General features: G+C 44.2%; 15 protein-coding genes and 1 tRNA gene. 4 read left to right on the top strand and 12 right to left on the bottom strand.

The features are described from left to right. The first annotated feature begins 4 nt into the window (after positions 1–4). Positions 5–78 (top strand) — tRNA-Ala (locus CP947_RS00005). A 125-nt stretch (positions 79–203) separates the two neighbouring features. Here the strand turns inward: CP947_RS00005 and CP947_RS00010 are convergent. The 8 genes from CP947_RS00010 to cdhA form a co-directional block, all read right to left on the bottom strand. Next, a complete protein-coding gene (locus tag CP947_RS00010) occupies positions 204–1,196 on the bottom strand; it encodes an aspartate-semialdehyde dehydrogenase (protein ID WP_096711241.1) in 993 nt (330 codons plus the stop codon). Positions 1,197–1,403: 207 nt separating this feature from the next. Continuing rightward, positions 1,404–2,513, bottom strand: coding sequence for a DUF362 domain-containing protein (locus tag CP947_RS00015; protein ID WP_096711242.1), 1,110 nt, complete (start codon positions 2,511–2,513; stop codon positions 1,404–1,406). 84 nt (positions 2,514–2,597) lie between these two features. Beyond that, positions 2,598–4,010, bottom strand: a complete 1,413-nt coding sequence (gene acsC, locus CP947_RS00020) for an acetyl-CoA decarbonylase/synthase complex subunit gamma (RefSeq protein WP_096711243.1) — start codon at positions 4,008–4,010, stop codon at positions 2,598–2,600. A gap of 1 nt (position 4,011) precedes the next feature. After that, positions 4,012–5,331 carry a CO dehydrogenase/acetyl-CoA synthase subunit delta gene (gene cdhD / locus CP947_RS00025; RefSeq protein ID WP_096711244.1) on the bottom strand — a complete coding sequence of 440 codons (1,320 nt, stop codon included), beginning with the start codon at positions 5,329–5,331 and terminating at the stop codon, positions 4,012–4,014. Positions 5,332–5,356: 25 nt separating this feature from the next. Further along, entirely contained in the window at positions 5,357–6,109 is a 753-nt protein-coding gene (locus tag CP947_RS00030) for an ATP-binding protein (RefSeq protein WP_096711245.1), read from the bottom strand. 15 nt (positions 6,110–6,124) lie between these two features. After that, positions 6,125–7,522: a CO dehydrogenase/CO-methylating acetyl-CoA synthase complex subunit beta gene (gene cdhC, locus CP947_RS00035; protein WP_096711246.1), complete on the bottom strand. Its 1,398-nt coding sequence runs from the start codon at positions 7,520–7,522 to the stop codon at positions 6,125–6,127. A 25-nt stretch (positions 7,523–7,547) separates the two neighbouring features. After that, positions 7,548–8,060 carry a CO dehydrogenase/acetyl-CoA synthase complex subunit epsilon gene (gene cdhB / locus CP947_RS00040; RefSeq protein WP_096711247.1) on the bottom strand — a complete coding sequence of 171 codons (513 nt, stop codon included), beginning with the start codon at positions 8,058–8,060 and terminating at the stop codon, positions 7,548–7,550. Positions 8,061–8,062: 2 nt separating this feature from the next. Continuing rightward, complete coding sequence (gene cdhA / locus CP947_RS00045; RefSeq protein ID WP_096711248.1) at positions 8,063–10,468, bottom strand: CO dehydrogenase/acetyl-CoA synthase complex subunit alpha; 2,406 nt, start codon at positions 10,466–10,468, stop codon at positions 8,063–8,065. Between the two features lie 264 nt (positions 10,469–10,732). On the opposite strand from cdhA, the gene CP947_RS00050 reads away from it, so the two are divergent. From CP947_RS00050 to CP947_RS00060, 3 genes are all read left to right on the top strand, one after another. Next, positions 10,733–11,611: a rhomboid family intramembrane serine protease gene (locus CP947_RS00050; protein ID WP_096711249.1), complete on the top strand. Its 879-nt coding sequence runs from the start codon at positions 10,733–10,735 to the stop codon at positions 11,609–11,611. Between the two features lie 80 nt (positions 11,612–11,691). Then, entirely contained in the window at positions 11,692–12,021 is a 330-nt protein-coding gene (locus CP947_RS00055; protein ID WP_253247315.1) for a hypothetical protein, read from the top strand. A 118-nt stretch (positions 12,022–12,139) separates the two neighbouring features. Next, a complete protein-coding gene (locus tag CP947_RS00060; protein ID WP_096711602.1) occupies positions 12,140–12,649 on the top strand; it encodes a TIGR00288 family NYN domain-containing protein in 510 nt (169 codons plus the stop codon). On the opposite strand, the gene CP947_RS00065 is transcribed toward CP947_RS00060, so the two are convergent. The 4 genes from CP947_RS00065 to CP947_RS00080 are packed head-to-tail and all read right to left on the bottom strand — an operon-like array spanning position 12,646 to position 16,545. Further along, positions 12,646–13,836, bottom strand: a complete 1,191-nt coding sequence (locus CP947_RS00065) for a homocitrate synthase family protein (protein ID WP_096711251.1) — start codon at positions 13,834–13,836, stop codon at positions 12,646–12,648. The two genes, CP947_RS00060 and CP947_RS00065, sit on opposite strands and share 4 nt — an antisense overlap. Before the next feature lie 54 nt (positions 13,837–13,890). Beyond that, on the bottom strand, positions 13,891–14,727 hold the full coding sequence (locus CP947_RS00070; protein WP_096711252.1) for an NAD(+)/NADH kinase: 837 nt from the start codon (positions 14,725–14,727) through the stop codon (positions 13,891–13,893). After that, entirely contained in the window at positions 14,714–15,526 is an 813-nt protein-coding gene (locus CP947_RS00075) for a bifunctional fructose-bisphosphatase/inositol-phosphate phosphatase (RefSeq protein ID WP_096711253.1), read from the bottom strand. The genes CP947_RS00070 and CP947_RS00075 overlap by 14 nt, the downstream gene beginning before the upstream one ends. 14 nt (positions 15,527–15,540) lie before the next feature. After that, complete coding sequence (locus tag CP947_RS00080) at positions 15,541–16,545, bottom strand: type II glyceraldehyde-3-phosphate dehydrogenase (RefSeq protein ID WP_096711254.1); 1,005 nt, start codon at positions 16,543–16,545, stop codon at positions 15,541–15,543. Between the last annotated feature and the right edge of the window lie 43 nt (positions 16,546–16,588).

The following is a 16,588-nucleotide window of genomic DNA, read 5'->3' on the forward strand; positions in this document are numbered from 1 at the left end:
ATGTGGGCCGGTAGATCAGCTCGGAAGATCGCTACCTTGGCATGGTAGAGGCCTCGGGTTCGAATCCCGACCGGTCCACTTAAATATTTTAGAAATTTCTATATGCTCAATGATTTTTTACTATCATCTTTTTTAGAAGTAGGTCCACATAGAACCTATACAAAACATTCTTTCAGTTGATGAGTAAATTTTATCTGTAAGAATTAAAGTTGCTCGGCGATCTGCACTGCATTCAGTGCGGCGCCCTTGAGGATCTGGTCACCGCAGACAAAAAATTCCAGACCGTGGTCACCGAACACGATGTTCTGCCTTATCCTGCCGACCTCCACATCGTATTTATGGGTGGCTGTCAGGGGCATTGGGTACACATTGTTCTCGATATCATCCTTCAACTCAACACCTTCGACCGATGCCAGCAGTTTTTTGGCTTCATCCGGGGAAATTGGTTTTTCAGTTTCGACAACAATGCTTTCCCCGTGAACCCTGAGAGTCGGGATTCTCACACAGGTGCAGCTGATTGGGATATCGGGTTCCTCAAATATCTTGTGGGTTTCCCAGACGACTTTCATCTCCTCACGGGTGTAATCGTTTTCCTGAAAACTGTCAATATGGGGGATAGTGTTGAAAACAATAGGATGGACAAAGGCCTGATGGTATACCTCTTTATCTTCAAGATAGTTCCTTGTCTCATTGATCAGTTCATTCATCCCGGCGGCTCCTGCACCGCTGGTTGCCTGGTAGGTGCTGATAATGACCTTCTCCAGACCATACTCTTTATGGAGGGCATAAAGGGGGATGGCTGCGATTGCGGTTGTACAGTTGGGGTTTGCAATCAGCTTTGAATCCCCGATAGCATGAGTATTGATTTCCGGAACCACAAGAGGCACGTTGTCATCATACCTGTATGCACTGCTGTTATCAATCACATAGCATCCTGCATCGGTTGCTTTCTTGGCATTAGCCTTACTCCACGAGCCGCTTATTGCAAAAAAGGCAATGTCAAGTTCGGAGTAATCTGCCGTGTCCGCATCTTCGATGGTAATTTTTCCGAAAGGGGTCTCCATTACCTTGCCGGCGCTCCTCTGTGATGCGTAGAGTTTCAATTCTTCTACCGGGAACTTCCTGTTACTCAATACTTCGATAATTTCTCTGCCTACCGCACCGGTAGCACCCATTATTGCGATCTTGTAACTCATTTTGTATCGTCCGTTATCTGTCGGGCAATCAGATATGTCCCGAATTTTTATTGATATTTTTAATGATAGTGAATTTTGTTTTTGGGAACTGTGATGTTCACCAATTAATCTGCAATTTACTCATAAGGCTGTTTGCTGCATTATAGGATATCCATAGAATAATAATATTATCATCAAGACTTACAAACTTCTGCTATTAGTTTTGAGTCAAATCCTGATCAGCTCATAATCCCGGTTTCCAAGGCCTATTTCTTCACCGTAACTTAACTGGATATCTCCTGCGCTGTTTTTCCAGACACCTTTGAACTTGTCTTTGCCGGGTTCAATATTTTCTTCAAGTTTGGATGCAGTAAAACCCTGTTGTTCGTTTACGAGGTCCAGGCTTGCCTGGTCAATAGCCACCGGATCTGTGGATGCCAGGATGCCTATATCCGGTACCAGCGATACATCGCTCCAGGGCACGCAATCACAGTCGGGTGTGATGCGGACAAGGAAATTCATGTAGCCTATTTTTTCCTGCCTGCCGGCAACGGTGCCCAGGGCATATTCGGTTATCATTTCCATGAAGTCGGGTATATCGGCATAATTGAAATCAATCGCCTCGACCGGGCATACTGTCATACATTCTCCACAGCCTATACACTTGTCGTCATCGATAGTGGATATATTGTCGCTATTAATCTCCATTGCATCGCAGGGGCATACTTCCACACAGGTTGCGCATCCGTTACATCGTTCTGCATCAATTTCCGGATGAAGCCCTCCATGCTGCTCCATTTTCCCGGCTACTGAACCTCCGCCCATTGCCAGGTTTTTGATCGCCCCTCCAAAACCTGCAAGCTCATGGCCCTTGAAATGGGACATTACGATCATACTCTGGCAGTCAAGCAGTTCGGATGCGATTTTAACACTGTCAAAATGTCTCCCCTTTATTGGTATCTGTCGGAACCCGTTGCCCAACAGCCCGTCTGCAATTATCAGTGGTGCCCTGGTGACTTCATAGCCAAATCCATGTTCAATTGCCGTTGTAAGGTGGTCTACAGCATTGTGGCGGTATCCTGAGTACAGGGTGTTGGTATCGGTAAGATAGGCCTTTGCACCCGAAGAATGGATCTTATCCACAACCTGTCTGACGTTGACCGGACTTATGAAGCCTTCATTGCCCTTTTCCCCGAAATGCATTTTAATGGCAGTGAAATCGCCTTCATCGATGATTCTGTCAAAACCTGCTGTATCATACAATCTTTTGATCTTCTGAATTGTATTTTCACAATCTCTGCGCACTTTCAGGTCTACAAAAAAGACTTTGCTTTTCATGGGTGATACATCTATCTTCAGCACTAATAAATTTGGTGCAAAAAAAGAATTGAAGCACCCGTATTTAACGGATGCTTTTTTAGTTTATTTATCCTGTGGTGGCCAGTTTTTCTCCAGCCATCCAGGAAGTCTGCCGGAGTCTGCCGGTCCAATGAGTACCCTTGAACCCACCTTGTCCTCGACATCTCCCTGCAGACGTGCGGACAGGCCGGGCAGGATGACGGTGTTGTAGTTTGTCTTTTCCTTAAGATCAAACTTGGCATTTTCCAGAGTCTTCTTGATCTTGTCTGCGGTCAGCTGTCCACCGGCAACAGCGGCTTCCACACCGATACCCTCGGTGTCTGCCACCACAATGTAGCAGTCTATCTTGTTGGAAGAAATATCACTCTCAACTGTATAGTAGGTGAGGGCAAAGTTTGTGGTAACTATAACTGGTGAATCAGCAGTAGGTGAACCTACTTCCCATACACCCGGATCAACAGTTACAGGCTTTCTTGGATCCGTATAAATGGTATCTCTCAGGTGCACTTCAGGCAGCAATGCATAAGGCTCTATGCTGTGCATGATCATGATGTCGCCGTACTTAACAGTGAGTACGGAGGCTACCACAGTTTCCCAGTAGGATGCACTGACATCATCATCGTAGGCCATCCAGGCAGTCAGGGGAACGGCCATTATGGGATAGGCAACTTCGCCATCCCCATCTATACCTGCTCTTCTGATCTTCAGGAAATTTTCGAACGTTGTCTTCATTTCCTTGCCTGTGGGGAAGGTTCCCGGGTCAAGCACAAGGTTCTCTAGTCCCATTTCTGCAAATGTCTTTGCCATTGACTTGAGCAAGTCCAGATCATTCGGTGCGAACAGGGTTACAGGCACCTCGTATTCCTTTGCAAGGCCGGCAACTTCTTTCCAGTTCTCCTGGTTGGCTGCATACATTAGTGGCTTTTTGTCTGCTGCTACTTCCAGGGCGGCTTTTAATACTGCCGGATCAAAAGAACAGAGTACAAGTGGTAATTCTGTAAGTCCGATTACCTTTTTCACAGTATCTGCAAAAGTTTCGGGTTTGCCGGATACACACCGTACCGCTACCATATCAAGGTTGAGGAATTCTCCCACATAGAATTTCTTGAAAGTCTGGATGGTGTTGATCCTTTCCTCAAGTTCCTTATCATCCATGGTGTCGGTGACATCGTATGCATAGGCTGTCTTGTTGAAAAAGGTCAATTTATGACGGAAAAGGACATCATCTCCACCGATGGTGACTGATTTTTCACCAGTGCCAATGGTAACTTCCCTGATTTCCGGGGCAAGCAGTTTTTCCAGTTCCTCGAGTTTCTTTGCATACTTGTCTTCCTCTACCATGGGCAGACAGTCTTCGCCACTTTTGGAACGGTCGATAAGGTGTGAGGCAAAGGCCATACATGTATCTTCACCACACCTGCCACAGTTTGTTCCCGGCAGATATTTGTAAGCATCAAGGGGGCTGTTTATCTTCATATTATACCTCCGCAGTGATCCAGTTGGTGATGTCCGGGTTCTTTGCTTCAATATTGCCATAGAGAGTCTGTGTAATCTCTTTGAGCACCTGTACGGATGTTGGGTGCATCATCATGAACAGGTCATTGCCTGCAAGGGCAAGGGACAGTCCTGTAACGATCTCCCAGATGGGTCCCCTGTATTCCCTGGGTCCCCAGTCAGAATCTTCCTTAAGGGGTGATTGTTTCATCCAGGATTCACGTGCGCCCCAGGCATTTGTGGTACCGGAGGATATCGGGAAGTTAAGTTCATCGTCACCCATAAGGGCGGATAATCGTACCCTTTCCATGTTACTGTAAGCATAGTCAAGACCATATCCCAGGGCTGCTGTTGTTGGATCCATCACAATGCTTTCACGTGGGACATTACACTGCTTCATTAGTTTACGGTTGAGTTCTTTCTGAGCATTGATTTCAAGCTGGGTCCAGGAAAGGACTGCATGACCGTAATCCGTTGCCGCCTTTGCAACCCTTTCATAATCCAGGTTTAGACTTGCGGATGCAAGCAGGGCACATTCTCCTTCGGCAACCTCTGCGGCTTTTTCAAGTACTTCAGGGTCTTTCTGTGGATTTCCTGAACCACCGATTACGATAGGCACATCAACTGCCTGTAATACATCCTCTACTACCTTTGCAGCTTCTTTTGCAGGAGTATCATTGATTAAAGGATCTGTAGAAATCAGGTGAATTGTAACCATATCCGCATTATACTCATTGACAACTTTTTTAGCCCATTCTGCAGGGTCCCCCATAACGTCTTCGTAATTGGATTTGACAGCCTTTGCCATTGAGATAGGCATGTCAAAGACATCCATTGTGACATAATTACGGTTGGGCATTTCTGCATCAAAATAGAATGGCATTGCCTTTTCGCCACCCAGGGTTATTGTGTGGTCACGGCTTCCTCCGTCTGCGGAAGTTGCACCGAGGGTTACTTCCTGGATAGGTGTATTCCATTCGCTACTTCTGGCAACATCGAATTTAGCCTGCAACAGTTCCTCTATTGCAGGTTCTGTCTGTAATGCTGCAGCTTCTCCTCCGGCTCCAAGACACTGTGCAAAGAGTTGGTCTACAGGATAGCCCAGCATTCTGGCGATGTTTGCCACATGAAGGGAGATCTGGGCGGCTTCATGGCCAAGGGCATAAGCCATAGCCGGATTCATTCCCCCGCCTCCCTGTATATCAAGTTCTATGTCACCTTCAATAGTAACCCCTTCCAGGGATTCCACATCGAGGTCTTTTAAGATATTATTAAGGTCTGAAAGTTTGAGTTTATCTGACATTCCACTTCCACCATCTGATTATTTATTATAATCCAAGTTTTACTGCGATTCTTTCAACTTCGATAACGGCTTTCGAATCTTCGGGAAGGTCATAGAGAGCTTCCCCTGCAAGATCTCTCTCTGCAATACTTTCATCCGTTGGAACAAGGCCTATTAATTTCAGGCCAAGTTCATTCGCAGTTTTCTGGATCTGTTCTTTATTGTCTTCTGTGACTTTATTTGCGACCACATGGATATTGCGCACATCTGTTTCCAGCTCATGCACAAGTTCACTGATTCTCTCGGCAGTCCCCATTCCTCTGCGGGAACCATCGGTAACCACCAGGAGATCATCTATATTCCTGATAGTCTTCCTGCTGAAGTGTTCAAGACCTGCTTCCATATCCATGATAACCACGTCATAGTTTTCGGTCAGGCGGTCCATTATCCCCCGCAGCAGATTGTTTACATAGCAGTAACAACCTGATCCTTCGGGCCTTCCCATAACCAGCAGGTCATAGTCAGGTAACTCGTTGAGTGTCTCGTATATCCTGGATTCGAATATCGATTCCTTGTTGATATCTGGTGGCATGTTGTCTCGTTCATTCATCATGTATTCCTTGATGTCACCGATGGTACGGTCTGCCTCACATCCCAGGGTTTCCGGGAGATTGGTATCCGGATCAGCATCGATTGCCAGGACAACCTTATCACTTTTTGTCAGATGGCGCAGCAGAAGGGTCGTTATGGCCGTCTTCCCGGTGCCGCCTTTACCTGTAATCGCAATGATTTTTGTCACAGAGAAACCTCTCTATTACTCGTTCTTCTTAATGATTACCTTATCAACAGATACCTTTGCATTTTTGAGAATGATCTTTACACCACCACTTCCGGAAGTTGGCATGGCTGGCATATTCATTGGCATTGAGGCAGGCATCTGCATGGCGGGAGCGGCTTGTTGTGGAGTTTCTTCTTCCTCTGTAGCCTCCTCCTCTTCTTCCTTTTCCCATCTATTGACAATTGGATGGTTCTTTTCTTCCAGGAAGTTCCTGAGTGTTTCCAGATCTGATACGTCTTCTTCAGTAGCAATCTTGTCTGCAATGTCATCCGGTATATCGTCAGATACACGGTCTTTGAGATGTTTTGGCATCCAGACCACACGTTCCCATCCACCGTCAGCTTGGATGAACTTGGGAGAACGGAAGTAGTTGATACCAATTCCCAAAAATCCACTGATCTGTTTTCCTCCTCCTGTCTGCCCGGCCATCGTGGAGAAGGGGAGTCCGTTTGGTGCAGCTCCTGTAAAATCCCTGTCTACCCATCCGATACCGTCAACCTCGGGTATATAGAAACCTACAACTTCAAAGCATCCGCAGGATGTGTGTGGATGGTCCAAGAATGAGTGAAGTTTTATACGATCATATTCCCCGCTTGACAGGGATTTTGCAGTCTCGTTTACACCGGTATACTCACCGGATTCTTCATCTATTACATCCCCTTTAGGTATTGCGAATTGGGGCCCTTCAGGATCGACCTTGGCGGCTGCCCTGCCGTCAAACCAGTTGATAGCACCACAGAGGGATATCCTGTCCGGGGTTATTACACATACATTGGACGGTGCAAAAGATTGACAGAGAGTACATCCATAGAACGTATCAACATCCTCATCGTGAAGATTACGGGTCCTGTCATCCCTGGCCTTGTATTTGGCTTTTGCCTCGTCCATGAGTTTTTCAATCTCGTCCTTGTCCGTGATATAGGTAGCTTCCACCTTCTCTATGAACGGGAGTTCGTTCTTGAAAAGCATCATTATTGCCTGAGCAATAGATTCAAAGGAGGTAACACCTTTTTCCACAGCCTCTTTGCTTAAACGAACCCACACATCATAACGCTGGTTCAGGTGCATAAGCCCCTGTATATAATTCTGGAAATCGTGGTTTCTTCTTTCCACAATGGATTCAAGGTCTTCTTCAACAAGTTCCCCGGCAATCTTGTATATCATGGCAAAAGGGTATCTTCCTCCCTCTTCCATATCCTGGATGTCCGGACCGATCATGTTAAACTTGCCGTCTACCACATCATCCATCTCAGCTGCCTTTACAAGTTCAAAACCAATGGATTTGGGACCTGAAAGTTCCACGTACATATCATTTTTTCTGATTCTTTCTCCTTCAAACATTGGAGAAATTTCAAAAGGAAAATCTTCAGCCATTGTTAATATCCTCCTTCTTTAAAATTCAAAGGTTATCAATAAGTTCGTCCAGTGCTTCCAGATGTACTTCAGGTGTAACATTACCAAAAGACAAGGTAGCATTTTGGGTATAATGTTTTCCTATGTTAATTGTTTTCAGGTCTGAAAAATTCTTCAGTCCTGAAAGGACCTGATTAATATAATATTTTTTATGTCCAAGCAGGATTATCAGATCATAACATCCGTTATCATCCAATCCGGCCCATTTTGGGTCACAAAGAAAAGAACCAAGGAAATGGATGTTGATATATTTTGCATCCACTCCCTCTTCATCGATAAATCCTTTTATGGAATGCCCGGTAGCAGCTACAGGGATACCCTTCTTTGCTATGGCTTGTGCACGGGCAAGGAGTTTTTCCTCCAGGACCTCCGAGCCAACAACGAAAAGAGGCCTTTTAGCTTTTTCGATCATTTTTGCTACAATAGCTGGCTTTGTACCCCTGGCAGATTTAGGCCCATATGTTGTATAGACCTTCAGGTTTTTTGAAACATCAGCCATTTTTAAGCCTCCTTGCACAATCTTTCCACATTGGTGGGTTGGGCCGATACATCCAGTTTACTGGTGGGTCCGGATACAATCTTCTTTTTATTCCAATCGATATCCCATCCGTATTCCTGCTCAAGTTTCTTGAGGAATTCTTCACGTCTTGCAAGTGGCAAGTCTGTTTCATTCCTTACATACTTGTACCAGTCATCAGGCATTATTCCCAGGTATTTTTCACTGAGCTCAATGTAATGAGTCAGTTTGATCATTCTTCCCATGTTGTTGTCACTTGGACGGATACAGTTCTTGGCAAGCATAGGCATCATTTCATCAATGGTTTCTGCGGTTGTAAGCAGGAACTCCGGAGCTGGCGGGATATCCATTGTTTCCCCGTTTCTTGCATCAAGGACCTTCCATTTATCTTCTTCATAGGGTTTGCCTATGAGTGCTCTGCGGTATTTTGAACCGTGAGGACCAAGGATTACAGGAATTCCAAGCCTGTTGCAGCCGGTTCCAATTGAAGATGCTTTCTGGGAATATGCTCCCCATGCTACGCCAACCGCTCCAACACGATTCAGGATATAATCGGCGATCTCTTCGTAGTTTCCTGTAATGTTACGTTGCGCAAAGATTGCGGCAACTTTTATGGTAGCAGCTGTGATATGGGAATTGGAAACACATGAGCCCACGTTGATGAGATTTCCTTTCTGGAACTTTGCCGGATATTTCTCGTAAAGGGTCTCCCCGTCATCGTTCTGATACATGCCAAGGTCCATTGCAGAACATCCCGACATCAGGACAATATAGTTACGCCTCAACATTTCATCGGCTATCCGATACAGGTCTTTTGTTCCATCCGGATAGTTTGAACATCCAACCATTGCAATGATACCGGGTGTGGTACCCATAACAAGATTGACGCCTTCTTCACGGATTTCAGGGTCACTTATCTGGCCACGTCCGACACGAACTTTGCCCCTTTCTTCCCGGATTACTCTCTGGGATGCCTTTTCAATTACATTGAGGACAGGTATATCCTTTGGACATGCCTGCTCACATCTGCCACAGGCTACACATTTGTCATGAAGTATTTCGAAAGGCCTGAGGTCACCTTCTTCAGCAGCGGTCATGGCATCGCTGATTGGCAGGTTTGTCGGACATTCGAGTTCACATGTAAGGCAATGTACACATCTGGAGGTAAGTTCGTTGAACTCCTCTTCGGTAGGTAGGGATACGACACCTTTTTCCTTGCGAATTTTTGACATTTCCTGTGTAAGTCTGGGGGCAACCTCACCGAGTTTTTCAAAGTCAAGTATCAGGGCACCATCATCCCTGCCGGATTTGAGATCATCGATGATATCCTCTATATCATCTTCGGACCTGTCAGGCAGTCCATACATGATTTTATCATTGGTTGTGATGACAGGCATCATAAGCTCCCGTGCTTCCCTTAGCACGTCGGCGCGTACACACTGTTCATCGACAACAATAACGTCAGGAACACCGGAACGTATCATCTTGAGTTCTTTGGCAAGGGTTCCGACAACCTTGGCCTTTGGTACGTCTCCTCCCTCGGTCCTGTATCTTGTCATGTCCAGAGCGGTACAGCACAGACCACAAAGCTCCATTTTGTCGGTCAGGTCATGGTCTTCCATATAGTCTATAATGTTGGTTACTCCGGCAACGTTATGACCGATTACCAGCAGGACAGGTTTTTCGGAGTCAATAGTTCCCATACCAATTTCTGATAGGGGCGCGTTTTCATCCGCTTTTGGCATTTCCAGACAGGAAATCTGTGCGATATCGGAAACTTCCATTCCTACATGATCGAGCATTCCACCATGCATCGCCTTGGATTCAAAATCTATTGCCTCTCCTTCCTGTCCTACATGGACACATGCAAGAAGCTGGACCAGTTGTTCCTCCACATAACTCAGGGCGCCTTCCAGATCACCGAGAGTTTCAGGTTTTTTGCCTGTAACCATCTGGACATTGGGAGCAATTATATTTGTTTGTCCAACTTTAAGCGGATAATCTGCTCCATACTTGTCTATCAGGTGGTGGAGTAGGTGTCTTCCGTGACCGGAGTGAGCTGATGCTCCTGTAATCACACGCAGCATGAATTCTCTGGCATTATGGCCTTCCATGTTGATACCACATGCTCCTTCCTTGTTCCCGGTAAGGTCACAGGTACCGAATGTACAGTAACAACACTGGTCACACATAGGTGTATAGACCGGGTTGTATCTTTCAAGAAGTTTATAGTCCCAATCCCTCAGTCCGGAGATGTTGGGTTTTACAGTAGGGCCGACTTCTCCTTCTTCAGCGGCGGTTTTTTCGATAGCACCCACAATGCTTCCGATGTTGATCTGGACGTTTTCCAGGTCACTGACAGAGAATGTCCCTGTTTTAAGTTCACTCATCTATATATTGTCCTCCTGGGTGTCCCATTGCTATAAACTGTATAGCTTTGATGGGAGCGTTATAGTTTGATAAAAAGTTAATAATTTATACAGTAGTGGACTGTGTCATTATTAATGTAGGTTCAGTATATAAGTCTTTCCGGTATTTATCATGATTATAATAGATAATTCTTTTTATTTGTTTGCGGCGTTAATTCAACCTGCTTTCTGATTATGGAAATAGATTTATTTACTTTTGCATATGTGTTTAGGTAGGAGGATATTTTGGATAATCAATGCTGGATATGCGGTGAAAAGGAGCCAGTGATGTATACATGCCGCTACTGTGGCAAAACATTTTGTTCTGGTCATCGTCTTCCTGAAAGACATGGCTGTGAAGGCCTGGGCGATGGGACTCGTTTCAGCTCTGCACAAAGTGCAGCTGGAAGTAGTGGTACCAGAGGACGCAGTACTTCCGGTACAGATCAAATTGTGAAGGATTTTTTTAAAGAAGCTACCAAAAATGCTGCAAAAGGTGCGGCCGGGAGTGCATTTAACAGGACTAAACGCTCCTTTTATTCTAGCCCTTCAATGGCCATAATAATTATATGTATATTTTCATTTTTCCTGGAGCTCCTGCTGGGCCAGCCATATTACACTTTATTCCAGCTTGAACCGGGTAATATTCTATCCAGGCCCTGGACTTTGATTTCTCATATGTTTCTCCATGCAGGTTTTGCTCATCTGTTTTTCAATATGCTTGTTCTCTATTTCTTTGGCAGGATACTGGAGAGGCGTATTGGCAATTCAATGTTTATTTACCTGTATTTTATTTCCGGGATAGTTGCAGCTTTAGGTTTCATCGCAACGACCTCTACCAGTTACCCGATGGTCGGGGCCAGTGGGGCAATAATGGGTGTTTTTGCAGCCCTTGCCATTCTTGAACCAAATCTGCCCGTATATGTCTTTTTCTTCCCAATGACTATCAAATCTGCTCTAATACTCTTTGTGATAGTGGACTTATCTTTCATGTACGTGAATATTTCCGGCGATATGATAGCACATGCAGCTCACTTGAGCGGAGTTTTTGTCGGCATCATTGTGGGGCGCAGACTTAAGAAGAACCTAAAGGTTTCCCGGGGTTCCTTATACAGGCGGTGGTGAGATTGGGCTCTATAAGGCATCTTTCTTTACTGTATCCTAGGCCACGTGAAGGGGAAGAAATTCCCGTGCAATTTATTGACATGGAAAAAAAAATTGCAGCCTGGTCACCTGAAATTAGAAAGACTTTATACTTTGACTCTTTTGAACAGGCCGAAGGATTAAAAAGAATAAGAGAAGTATTTGTTTTAAGGGTGTATAACTGGTACCGTGATGGCCAATCTATCATTGAGTTGACAAATGACGAAAGAATGCAATTTGAGGATATTTTCAATAAATTTCTCTTATACAGGGGAGAAATTATGTACAGGAGAAAGAAAGAAGGAAGGAGGTACAAAAACTATTTCGTACTTGTGGATGATTCATATTCCAAAAAGAATGTAAACGAATGGTTGCTTGCTGAAAGATTATAAGGTTTGCAGGTCCTTAGTTGTTATTATAATCATTAATAGTAATTATGGTTAATTGTTGTTGATACTGTGGTTGCACATATTTATTGTTATAATGTTTATACCTGCAATAAGAGGCAATATGCAGAATGTAAAAACCGGATTTAATTCTATAGTCAAATATCTGAGTACTAAAAAGGAAATAGGGCGACGGAGTATTGGACTTCTTGTAGATGGTCCCAATGTTCTGAGAAAGGAATTTGATGTAAACTTAGAAGAAATAAGGGATGTATTGAAAGAGTACGGTAATGTCAAGATAGGACGTGTTTTCCTTAATCAGTATGCTTCTAATAAACTTGTAGAAGCCGTGGAAAACAATGGTTTCGAACCTGTTATTTGTTCAAGCGATGTGGATGTAAGGCTTGCTGTTGAGGGAATGGATCTTGTTCATAATCCCAATATCGATACTCTTGCACTTGTGACAAGAGATGCTGATTTTAAACCCTTATTGAATAAAGCAAATGAACACGGCAAAGAAACTATAATCTTTGGTGTAGAACCTGGATTTTCAACTGCCCTTAGGAATTCTTCTGACTATGTTGTAATTTTGAATACAGGAGGGGTTTCGATACCTGAAGAAGAGATGTCTTAAATATCATCATCTCTTTTACAGGATCTGATATCATCGATCATTTCTTCCAGATGTGGCCTTGTAATTCCACCTTTGATTTCTGTACAATTCTTTATTTTCTCCATTAATGCACATAATTCTTCGTGTTCAAGGGAATATCCCATGTCCTTAATTATTCCTTTTAAGGCCTTCAGTCCTGTATGCTTACCGACTACAAGGTTTCGGACCCCACCCACCATTTCCGGGGAAAAGAGTTCGTAAGTCCGCGGCTCTTCCAGAATTGCCATGACGTGTATCCCTGATTCATGCGTGAAGGCATGTTTGCCCACAATAGCCTTATTCACGGGAGTTGTCAGACCGGAATAATCTTCAACTTTTCTTGCAAGACCATTAAGATGTGTGGTATCGTAGTTTTCGATTCCGTACTGTACACGAAGGGCTACAAGTACTTCTTCAAGAGGAGCGTTTCCTGCTCTTTCTCCGATACCATTTACGGTGGTATGGAGTTGCTTTGCTCCTGCCTCAGCTGCTGCTAAAGTATTTGCAGTGGCAAGTCCGATATCATTGTGACAGTGAATGCATATGGGTGTATGTACCTTTTCTTTTATCTTTTCAACCATGTATTTGGTAGTTGAAGGATTCAATATTCCTATGGTATCAGCGATGCTCACATAATCAACATTGTATTTTTCTGCTTCCTGGAATGCATGTTGCAGGGTGGGTATGGGTGTACGCGTTGCATCCTCTGCGGCAAACCTGACTTTAAGTCCATGGTCTTTTGCATATTCTACTGCTTCCATTGAGCAACCCAGTACATCGCTGCAGGAGCGGTGATATTTGTGTTTCAGGTGAAGGTCTGAAAGAGCTATGAAAATGCTCACTATATCGGCATCACAATCAATAGCAGCATCTACATCCCCTATGATGGACCGGGCCAGGCAACACGTTTTTGCATTCAGCCCCATATTGCTAATTTCCTTCATGGTTTCTTTTTCAGAAGAAGAAACGACAGGAAATCCGGCTTCAATAATCTCGACACCAATTGCATCCAGTTCACTTGCCAGGTCCATTTTCTCTTCTTTGGTAAATGCAACACCGGGAGTTTGTTCACCGTCCCTGAGGGTCACATCACATATTTCTATATCCAGAGGTTCGATATCAATAAAATCCATCATTTCATTTCTGGAATATTCTTTATTTGGAGCCATGTTATCGCTATCCGGTCCTATCTTTACTTTTATATTTAAAGATATGTGTTTGTATCATCGAAGTTTTGACTGTACTTTTTCATAGAATCCACTACGTTCAGTCACTACAAAACGAGCAGGATTTTTTGCTTTTGTAAGACAAATGGTATCATCTTTTTTCATTGTGTAAGTATGCTGTCCATCGATAACAACAGCAGCTTCCTTTTCCGGAATAGTTATTTCGACCTTTATGGGTCTGTCAGAAGGTACCACCCAGGGGCGGGCTGAAAGTTTGAATGGGGCAAGAGGTACTATGAGGGTAGCATTGACCCTGGGATCCAGAATAGGTCCGCCGGCACTCATAGCATAAGCTGTGGATCCTGTGGGGGTTGCGATCACTACTCCGTCAGATCTGAACTCTTCTATCATACATCCGTCAACCGTTACCCGGAATGTTAGTATCTTGGCAGGTCTGGCTGTGGTTAGTACAACTTCATTTGTGGCACAGGGTAACTCTTCACCGTTGAGATTGACTGCAATACGACAACGTTCGGTATATTCGAATCCTTCCAGCACTTTCTCGATCGTAGGAATTGCCTCTTCAGGCATCACATCCACAAGGAAACCCAGCATACCCATGTTTATTCCCAGAAGTGGCAGTGGATCATCCATCCTGGATATGCTGCGCAGAACAGTTCCGTCTCCTCCGATTGAAATCATCAGGTTGGCACCTGCTTCTTTCATTTTTTCCACAGGCATTCGTTCTGTTTCAGGAAGATTAAGCATGTCAAAGGACCCCTCATCCAGAAAAATTTTAATTTGTGAAGTGAACCTTTTCACAATAGTCTCAACCATTTCCAGGGCTTGCGGACTATCATATTTAGAGGTTATACCAATTTTATTTACTTTCATCTTTTCTCCCCACAAAATTGAGTATGTCCCTGTGGGCATGTCCGTTTGATGCTATCATGGAAAGCCTGTTTACAACACTATCCTGAAGATGTAACTCTGTACCTTTTCCGTTGGTTACCTTTCCATTTGTTTCTTCAAGGATAAGTTTTCCTGCAGCAACATCAATCAGTCTCAGTGAATTCCTGATATCTACAAAAGCATCAAGTTTACCGCAGGCAACATAGCAGAGTTCCAGAGCCACACTTCCCAGTATTCGAACCCTTCTTACTTTTCTGGAAAGCTCCAGGGTATTTTCTACATTGTTACGGTAACCGTAAAGACTGACACTGAAATTTTTTAATAGTTTTCTGTTGGATGTATTTATTGGATTGCCATTTAGATATGCTCCTTCACCCTTATATGCATGGTAGATATCACCTGTGCAGAGATTTTTAACATATCCAAAGTAGATTGAAGAAAGGTCCGCATTGCCAACAGCAATGGAAGTTGAATAAAACGGGATTCCGTGGGCTGCATTATATGTGCCGTCAAGAGGGTCGATTACAAAAGTGATTTCAGGTTTTTTATCAGGAATGTATTCCCCATACTCTTCGCTGAGGATGCGGCAATTGCCATAACTTTTCAACACTTCAAAAATTGCCTTTTCAGCCCTGTCATCGATCAGCCTTGTACGAGTTCCGTCCGCTCCCATGTAGACGGATTTGTATGCTTTTCTTTTTCCGACAAGGTCCTTTATAGACTCGTTAGCCTCTTTTGAAGCATGATTGCAAACTTCAAGGAGACTTTGTATCGATTGCATAAAAAAGATGGGTATTAGATACCCATTGCTTTGTTAGTTTTTGCTACGGACTTTGTTCCGTCCTTTTCAACTTCCATCACAGCACGTATTGCATCGACATTTTCGGGAATCACATCTGATTCCTGGTGGATTCCCTGGAAGAAGTATAGTTCTCCTTCATATATCGTGATAGATTCGTTCCATACACAGTTTTCCCACATGTCAGACCTTGGGCGGTTCATATCACGAGCCATTTCCATTACCTCAGCCGTGGAAGTTATGCCCTGTCCGACAAAACGCACACGGGATTGTTTGGCCAGTAACGCTTCTACTTCTTCCGCCGTACATTCGCTATTCAGTTCCATGTTGATAGTGTGCAGGTGCATAAGTGTAGTAGGAAGTTTCACAGCTGTAGTAGCGATATCGATGTCGGGGAGGACGGTTTTGACATCCGGCCCGTGATGGGACGGCAGTTTTATGGGATTGGGGACAATAGCATTGATCGGTCCTTTCTTGATATCCGCCGGGTCAGCAGCCCTTCTCATCAGGGTCACTCTTGCTTTGTTTACTCCAAACTCGTCATCAAGAGGTTTGATGACCCTGCAGAGGCCGGTCGTATTACAGGATACCACCCGTACAAAATCCCTTCCTAGTGCTTCTTCATAATTGCTCTGTGCATTGAATGAACAACCTGCAAGTTCGTGGTCTTCCCCACCCTGCCAGATAGCTTTGACACCTGCTTTTTCGTAAATTGGCTTGTTCTTTTCACCAATTCCACCGGGTGTACAGTCTACAATGACATCTGCCCTTTCAAGCATATCATCAATGGAACCTTCAACTTCAAGGTTTGCCTTTTCCATCCCCTTAATCCGATCTTCAGGTGCAAACACATCATATCCCTTTTTCTTTGCCATAAAAGCTTCAAAATTAGGGCGGGTCTTTGCCACTCCAATAATTTCCATGTCTTCCTGGACGCTTACAGCGTCTGCAACTCTCTTTCCGATGGTTCCGTAACCGTTTATTGCAACTTTGACTGTCATTTTATGTACCTCCCTGTAATGTCGGCTATATATAGTTAAAGGG

The sequence above is a fragment of the Methanohalophilus euhalobius genome, assembly GCF_900215215.1.
GTDB classification, from domain to species: Archaea; Halobacteriota; Methanosarcinia; order Methanosarcinales; family Methanosarcinaceae; genus Methanohalophilus; species Methanohalophilus euhalobius.

Excerpts from the sequence above, each read along its gene's own strand:
- CP947_RS00010 (WP_096711241.1), bottom strand. The coding sequence starts at position 1,196 with ATGAGTTACAAGATCGCAATAATGGGTGCTACCGGTGCGGTAGGCAGA.
- CP947_RS00015 (WP_096711242.1), bottom strand. The coding sequence starts at position 2,513 with ATGAAAAGCAAAGTCTTTTTTGTAGACCTGAAAGTGCGCAGAGATTGT.
- acsC (WP_096711243.1), bottom strand. The coding sequence starts at position 4,010 with ATGAAGATAAACAGCCCCCTTGATGCTTACAAATATCTGCCGGGAACA.
- cdhD (WP_096711244.1), bottom strand. The coding sequence starts at position 5,331 with ATGTCAGATAAACTCAAACTTTCAGACCTTAATAATATCTTAAAAGAC.
- cdhC (WP_096711246.1), bottom strand. The coding sequence starts at position 7,522 with ATGGCTGAAGATTTTCCTTTTGAAATTTCTCCAATGTTTGAAGGAGAA.
- cdhB (WP_096711247.1), bottom strand. The coding sequence starts at position 8,060 with ATGGCTGATGTTTCAAAAAACCTGAAGGTCTATACAACATATGGGCCT.
- cdhA (WP_096711248.1), bottom strand. The coding sequence starts at position 10,468 with ATGAGTGAACTTAAAACAGGGACATTCTCTGTCAGTGACCTGGAAAAC.
- CP947_RS00055 (WP_253247315.1), top strand. The coding sequence starts at position 11,692 with ATGGAAAAAAAAATTGCAGCCTGGTCACCTGAAATTAGAAAGACTTTA.
- CP947_RS00060 (WP_096711602.1), top strand. The coding sequence starts at position 12,140 with ATGCAGAATGTAAAAACCGGATTTAATTCTATAGTCAAATATCTGAGT.
- CP947_RS00065 (WP_096711251.1), bottom strand. The coding sequence starts at position 13,836 with ATGGCTCCAAATAAAGAATATTCCAGAAATGAAATGATGGATTTTATT.
- CP947_RS00070 (WP_096711252.1), bottom strand. The coding sequence starts at position 14,727 with ATGAAAGTAAATAAAATTGGTATAACCTCTAAATATGATAGTCCGCAA.
- CP947_RS00075 (WP_096711253.1), bottom strand. The coding sequence starts at position 15,526 with ATGCAATCGATACAAAGTCTCCTTGAAGTTTGCAATCATGCTTCAAAA.
- CP947_RS00080 (WP_096711254.1), bottom strand. The coding sequence starts at position 16,545 with ATGACAGTCAAAGTTGCAATAAACGGTTACGGAACCATCGGAAAGAGA.